Genomic DNA, 7,360 nt, shown 5'->3' with positions numbered 1-7,360 from the left:
CAATTGTTAACACAGTGTAGACGATGGGATATTAAACCCAAAAGAAAAAAATAAGAACCATTTTCATAATTGATAATTGATAATTACTTCTTCCTAAAAGGAAAAGGATTGAATAATATGAGCTTCTACTAAGTTAGAATTTATGGCGATCGCTTGTTGATAATTTTCTTTTGCTAAGTCTAATTTTTCCATTGCTTCTAGCACTTTTCCCAATATATTGTAGGCGGGGGCAAAGTATGATTGTATCTCTATTACTTGGTTACATAATTTGTGTGAATTTTCTAATTTTCCTTGTTATAGATATAATTCTGCCTGTTGATATAAATCTAGTGCAAATTTTTTTTTATTCATTTTATTTAATCTTTTTAAAGTCGCTAATTTTTATGAATATCGGCTTATATAGCAATATGATTTTAGTTGTGAGATATTGGAGACTTTTGTTTTAGGTATGGAGGGAAGAAACGAATATATAAGAATAAGATAACTGCTATATTCTATCCTTTAAAGGAAGACTTCAATTCTCACATCTGATTCCTGATTGCTATATCATGTCCGGATAATTAGCGTTCAAAAAAACTTCCTCCTTTTCCTCCTCTTATTTCTTGCTTCTTTTTTTCCTCCTGACTCCTGACTCCTCAGTCATTTTATTTATAAGTAATCAACCGGACATAATATTATTCAACTAAATTTCTGCTAACTCTAGAATTTTTAATAGCCGTTTAATATTCACAATAATATCTGGTCCCCACTGACTTTTACCTGAATTGTCACTTTCAAAATCTTGACCAATTAAGTGGTAGTGTAACAAGCCACATATATTACTCATTTGCCAATATATAGAATTAATAAATTTTGGAGAAAAAATTTCAATTACTTTAGTTCCTGGACTGCAAAATACTAGGTTTGTAAGTCCTGCACCATGAGGAGAAATTACTACTTTAGCACCAGCCATAAGTGATGCTTGTTCCGCTACTGAAATTGATTCTAGAGTAACAGTAACAAAACCAAATTTTTCCAGTAGACTAACTACCTCTTCTTCATTAACTATTCTTCGGTAGGGTGTCAGCTTCCGACTAATATATATACGTTCTTTTTTGCTAGGTAATTTACCAATATTTTCGGCGTTTAAAAATAAACTTCTTAAAAAATCACAACCCCATTTTGTTATTCTAGTGCTACCTTGTTTAGTCATTAGTGAAGGGACCACTAATTTGCGAGCTTTTATATTGGGAAACAATTGAGCTTCTATTAATTTTTCTGGAGGTATTTTCAAAGCTTGTATACTCTCTTTTTGAAACTTTTTACTACAGTTAGTAAAAACAAACTTATCTACGATAGGCATGAAATTACTCCTGCGTAATAAATCTAACCTGACAAATACATCAAACATCCAGTGGAAGTAATTATTTATTCCCAGATTTACTGGTAAAAAAGCTACCGTTCCATTGATGTTGTAAACTGGCGGTAATTTGGAAGAAGATATCATTATTTCAGCACAACCTGTGGAAATATCTCTTACTAATTTATTGTCTGAAGTAATAACTGCTGTTGTTCCTAAATCAACACATCCTCTTCCGTCTACGACTATTGTTACAAAAGTTGCTGCTAACTTTGCTTTTTTGCTTTTAAAACTTGGATAAATTTTTGATTCAATTGTTTGAGATGCTGATAAATTTACATGACTGTACTCTGAGACTTTTATGTTAGTAATATTAGTTTGTGGGGAATTCGAGGTAATTTCCCAATCTCCTGTTAAATTGAAAAATTTTTCTAGCCAGTCTCTGGGTAATTTTTGTTGAGAATTCCAGAGTCTAGCTTGATTGTGACGACCTTGTTTTTTCAAGATATATGCTATATTTTGATGAACATTCTCAATGTCTGGCTTCATTTTCAATGCTTGAATTAAACAGGGTATTGCTTCAGAAAAATTATGTTTTTGGAAATAAGTATTGCCTAATGCTGCATAATGCCAACAAGATTTGGGATTAATTTCTATGGCTTTTTGATAATTATAAATTGCTTCATCTAGTAAACCTTTTTGTTGTAGAGCGTCTGCTAATCTTCTGTAAAATAAATGGTTATTTTTTTCTAACTCTATAGCATGATGGTAAGCAATTATTGCTTCATCCCACTTTGTTAATTTACTCAGTGTTTCTCCTAAGTTGTAATATGACCAAGAAAAGTTTGGATTGATTTCTATGGCTGTTTGATAACTAACAACTGCTTCATCTAATAATCCTTTTTGTTGTAAAACTTCTGCTAATCTTCTGTGAAATAAATGGTTATTTGCTTCTAACTCTATAGCACGACGGTAAGCAATGATTGCTTCATCCCACTTGGTTAATTTCCTTAGTGTTTCTCCTAAGTTGTAATATGACCAAGAAAAATTTGGATTAATTTCTATAGCTGTTTGATAACTGACTATCGCTGCTTCTAATAAACCTTTTTGTTGTAAAACTTCTGCTAATCTTCTGTGAAATAAATGGTTATTTGCTTCTAACTCTATAGCACGACGGTAAATAATTATTGCTTCATCCCATTCTTGAATTTTTACTAACCTTTGTCCTAGATCGTGGAGCCATTTTATATTATTTGGTTCAGCTTCTAGTAAGCTTCGGTAATAATTTATAGCTAGATCGTGCTGTTCTAATTTTGATAAGTTATCTTCTAATCTCCGAGAAAACCAATTTAAGGTGGGATTAATTTCTCTCGCTCGTTTACAACTAGAAATAGCTCTGTCTAAGTTTCCTGTTTCTTGCTGAATTTTTACTAATTTACGGTGAACTCCCCAAACATCAAATTTGAGGTCTATTACTTTTTGATAATATTTTTCTGCCGATCCTAATTCTCCTTTTTCTTGGAGAATATCCCCCAAGTTATTATAAGACCAAGGAAAATTTGGATTAATTTCTATAGAGAGCTGGAAACTACTAATAGCTGCATCTAACTCTCCTATTTCTTGAAATATTTTTCCTAGTTTATGATGAGCTACCCACAAATTAGGTTGAATTTGAATTGCTGTTTGATAATAATTTATTGCTTCAGTTAACTCTCCTTGTTTAACAACAGCGTCGCCTAAATTTTGATAAGCACTTGCCAAATATGGATGAAATTTTATTGCTTGTTGGAAATGAACAATCGCCTCTTCTATTTCTTCATTTTCTAGCAATTTTTTTCCCTGTTTTAAATATTCTGATGCTTGAGGATAGTCAGCTTCTAAATTTAATGCTTTTTCCTGACATTCTCTGGCTAATTCTATTTTTCCTATTTGTTGCCAGATTTTGCCTAAATTTCGATAAAAACCTGGTACATTTTGTTTGATACTGATGGCTTCTTGGTAAGATTTTATTGCTAGCTGCCACTGTTTTTCTTTAGCATATAAGCTCCCTAAGTTAGCATGAACTTCCGCCCATTCTGGCTGTTGATTTATTGCTTTGAGATACCATTCTTTTGCTTTGCCTATTTCTCCCATTTTGTGGAAAATATTTCCCAATGTTTTACAAATAGGTAGAAAATTTGGCATTATTTCTAATGCTTGCTTACAAACTAATATTGCCTCTTCTAATTTTCCTTGAGTTAAATATATTTCTGCTTTTTTATTTAACTCATGTAGTAAATTTTCCTGTTGCTTTGTCATTTTAATTTCTTGATAAACTAATTTTTAATTCCTGCTTGCTTATATGAGTTACAGAGTAGGGTATCAGTTGACATAATTTCTTTTCTACTGGTGTGTTTTAACTCTTTGAACATCAAGGCATTGTAGAGAGAATAGCATTCCGCAGGAAATACTTATATCATGTCCGGATAATAGCGTGATAAAAAACTTTCTCCTTCAACTCCAGTTATTCTTCTTCCTTCTTCTTTCTTCCCTCCTGACTCCTGACTCCTAAGTCATTATTTATTTAGGGCTTGCTGATTAAATATCAAAGCTTTTACAGATAAAGGTAAGTGCCTTTTTAGGTCTTGAAAAAGTACCTTTTTTTTAACTCCAATCGCTCAAAAAATTAGCATTTTGGGCATTTATAGGAGAAGAAAATCAAAGGAAGATTCTTCCTCCTACCTCGTCTATAATTCCCATTCCTCCTGAATTGCAGGATTGCTGTTTGCGGAGCATTCCGTAGGAAATTCTGGATTCTCTCCTGACAAAAAGACTTTTTCAACAAACCCTATTTATAACTGTTCAACCGGACATGATATTACCTGAAATTCATTCAATTTCTGCTAATTTCATAATTTTTAATAGCTTGTCTAGATTAACGAGAATATCTGGTGTATAGCCCATTGACTTAGCTGAATTAGGATTATCAAAATTTTCACCTATTAAGTAGTAGTGTAATAAGCCACATACATTACTAATTTCCCAATATATGGGGGTAATATATTTGGGAGAAAAAAATTCAATTACTTTAGTTCCTGGAGTACAAAAGACCAGGTTTGTAAGTCCAGCACCATGAGGAGTAATAATAAATTTAGCAGCTCCGAGACATAATGCTTGCTCTTCTACTGACATTGATTCTAAAGTAACACTAACAAAGCCATATTTTTCCAATAAATTAACTACCTCTTTTTCATTTATAACTCGTCTCCATGATGCTAGACTTCTACTAATATATATTCGCTCTGGCCTCCCAGATAATTTATATATAGTTTCAGGCTTTAAAAATATACTTTTGAGAAAATCACAACCCCATTTTGTAACTCTAAGACCTCCTTGTTTAGATGTGAATGAAGGTACTACTAATTCTTTCGCTTTTATATGGGGATATTTTTGAGTTTCTATGACTTTTTCTAAAGGAATATCTAAAGCTTCTAGAGTTTGTTGATGAAATTTTTTATTTACCATACTAAAAACAAATTTGTCTATAACAGGTATCAGGTTACTTCTACGCAATAAATCTATCCGGTAAACTAGATTAAAAAACCACTGAAAATAATTTTGTTCTAACCATTTTACTGATAAAAAGGCTACAGTACCATTGATATAGTGAACTGAAGGAAGTTTGGAGTCAGATAAAATCATTTCAGCACAACCAGTTGAAATATCTGTGACAAGTTTATTATCTGAATTAATAACTGCAGTTGTTCCTGGCTTTACACAACCTTTTCCATCAGGTACTACTACTATAAATCCTCCTACTAATTTAGCTTTTCTGCTTTGGAAATTTTTATGAATTTTTTGATTTATAGTTTGAGATGCTAACAAATTGATTTGAGTAGGGGAATGAATATCTATTCTGGTTATATTATTTTCTATAGAATCTGAGGTAACTTCCCAATCTCCTGTTAAATTAAAAAACTTTTTGAGCCAATCTTTTGGCAATTTTTGCTGAGATTTCCAAATACGAGCGGCATTTTTACGACCTTGTTTTTCCAAGATATATGCTATATTTTTCTGGATATTGTCAATATCTGGTCTAATTTTTAATGCTTGTATTAAACAGGGTATTGCTTCAGAAAAATTATTTTTTTTGACGTAAATATTGCCTAATGCTGCATAATGCCAGAAGGGTTGGGGATTAATTTCTATGGCTGTTTGATAATTATGAATTGCTTCATCGAGTAAACCTTTTTGTTGTAAAACTTCTCCTAATCTTCTGTAAAATAAATGGTTATTTTTTTCTAACTCTATAGCATGACGGTAAGCAATTATCGCTTTATCCCACTTGCTTAATTTACTCAGTGTTTCTCCTAAGTTGTAATATGACCAAGAAAAGTTTGGATTGATTTCTATGGCTGTTTGATAACTAACAACTGCTTCATCTAATAATCCTTTTTGTTGTAAAACTTCTGCTAATCTTCTGTGAAATAAATGGTTATTTGCTTCTAACTCTATAGCACGACGGTAAGCAATGATTGCTTCATCCCACTTGGTTAATTTCCTTAGTGTTTCTCCTAAGTTGTAATATGACCAAGAAAAATTTGGATTAATTTCTATAGCTGTTTGATAACTGACTATCGCTGCTTCTAATAAACCTTTTTGTTGTAAAACTTCTGCTAATCTTCTGTGAAATAAATGGTTATTTGCTTCTAACTCTATAGCACGACGGTAAATAATTATTGCTTCATCCCATTCTTGAATTTTTACTAACCTTTGTCCTAGATCGTGGAGCCATTTTATATTATTTGGTTCAGCTTCTAGTAAGCTTCGGTAATAATTTATAGCTAGATCGTGCTGTTCTAATTTTGATAAGTTATCTTCTAATCTCCGAGAAAACCAATTTAAGGTGGGATTAATTTCTCTCGCTCGTTTACAACTAGAAATAGCTCTGTCTAAGTTTCCTGTTTCTTGCTGAATTTTTACTAATTTACGGTGAACTCCCCAAACATCAAATTTGAGGTCTATTACTTTTTGATAATATTTTTCTGCCGATCCTAATTCTCCTTTTTCTTGGAGAATATCCCCCAAGTTATTATAAGACCAAGGAAAATTTGGATTAATTTCTATAGAGAGCTGGAAACTACTAATAGCTGCATCTAACTCTCCTATTTCTTGAAATATTTTTCCTAGTTTATGATGAGCTACCCACAAATTAGGTTGAATTTGAATTGCTGTTTGATAATAATTTATTGCTTCAGTTAACTCTCCTTGTTTAACAACAGCGTCGCCTAAATTTTGATAAGCACTTGCCAAATATGGATGAAATTTTATTGCTTGTTGGAAATGAACAATCGCCTCTTCTATTTCTTCATTTTCTAGCAATTTTTTTCCCTGTTTTAAATATTCTGATGCTTGAGGATAGTCAGCTTCTAAATTTAATGCTTTTTCCTGACATTCTCTGGCTAATTCTATTTTTCCTATTTGTTGCCAGATTTTGCCTAAATTTCGATAAAAACCTGGTACATTTTGTTTGATACTGATGGCTTCTTGGTAAGATTTTATTGCTAGCTGCCACTGTTTTTCTTTAGCATATAAGCTCCCTAAGTTAGCATGAACTTCCGCCCATTCTGGCTGTTGATTTATTGCTTTGAGATACCATTCTTTTGCTTTGCCTATTTCTCCCATTTTGTGGAAAATATTTCCCAATGTTTTACAAATAGGTAGAAAATTTGGCATTATTTCTAATGCTTGCTTACAAACTAATATTGCCTCTTCTAATTTTCCTTGAGTTAAATATATTTCTGCTTTTTTATTTAACTCACATAGTGACTTTTGTTGTTGTTTTGTCATTTTAATTTCTTGATAAACTAATTTTTAATTCCTGCTTGCTTATATAAGTTACAGAGTAGGGTATCAGTTGACAGATGCTTCTGATCATTTTTCAAGTTTGACTAAAGCTTCGCCTAAATTATAGTAAGCCACATCTATAATTAGGGCTTGCTGATTAAACCTAAATGTCTTTACTGATATTGGTTTTAGCCT

Annotated in this window: 3 protein-coding genes; all 3 read right to left on the bottom strand. The window is 32.0% G+C overall.

The features are described 5' to 3' along the window. Nucleotides 1-93: 93 nt before the first annotated feature. The 3 genes from AC3DU7_RS20075 to AC3DU7_RS20065 all read right to left on the bottom strand — a co-directional run bounded on the left by AC3DU7_RS20075 (nt 94) and on the right by AC3DU7_RS20065 (nt 7,168). Complete coding sequence (locus AC3DU7_RS20075; RefSeq protein ID WP_488041075.1) at nt 94-246, bottom strand: hypothetical protein; 153 nt, start codon at nt 244-246, stop codon at nt 94-96. Between the two features lie 436 nt (nt 247-682). Next, nucleotides 683-3,637 (bottom strand): tetratricopeptide repeat protein, encoded by a 2,955-nt coding sequence (locus AC3DU7_RS20070; RefSeq protein ID WP_488041074.1) that lies wholly within the window; start codon nt 3,635-3,637, stop codon nt 683-685. A 570-nt stretch (nt 3,638-4,207) separates the two neighbouring features. Continuing rightward, entirely contained in the window at nt 4,208-7,168 is a 2,961-nt protein-coding gene (locus tag AC3DU7_RS20065) for a tetratricopeptide repeat protein (RefSeq protein WP_488041073.1), read from the bottom strand. Nucleotides 7,169-7,360: the final 192 nt, after the last annotated feature.

Source organism: Okeania sp., assembly GCF_983059655.1.
This window is presented reverse-complemented; position numbering and strand designations above follow the sequence as displayed.

What these genes read in the sequence shown, in the direction of transcription:
- AC3DU7_RS20070 (WP_488041074.1), bottom strand. Translation starts at nt 3,637, where the DNA reads ATGACAAAGCAACAGGAAAATTTACTACATGAGTTAAATAAAAAAGCA.
- AC3DU7_RS20065 (WP_488041073.1), bottom strand. Translation starts at nt 7,168, where the DNA reads ATGACAAAACAACAACAAAAGTCACTATGTGAGTTAAATAAAAAAGCA.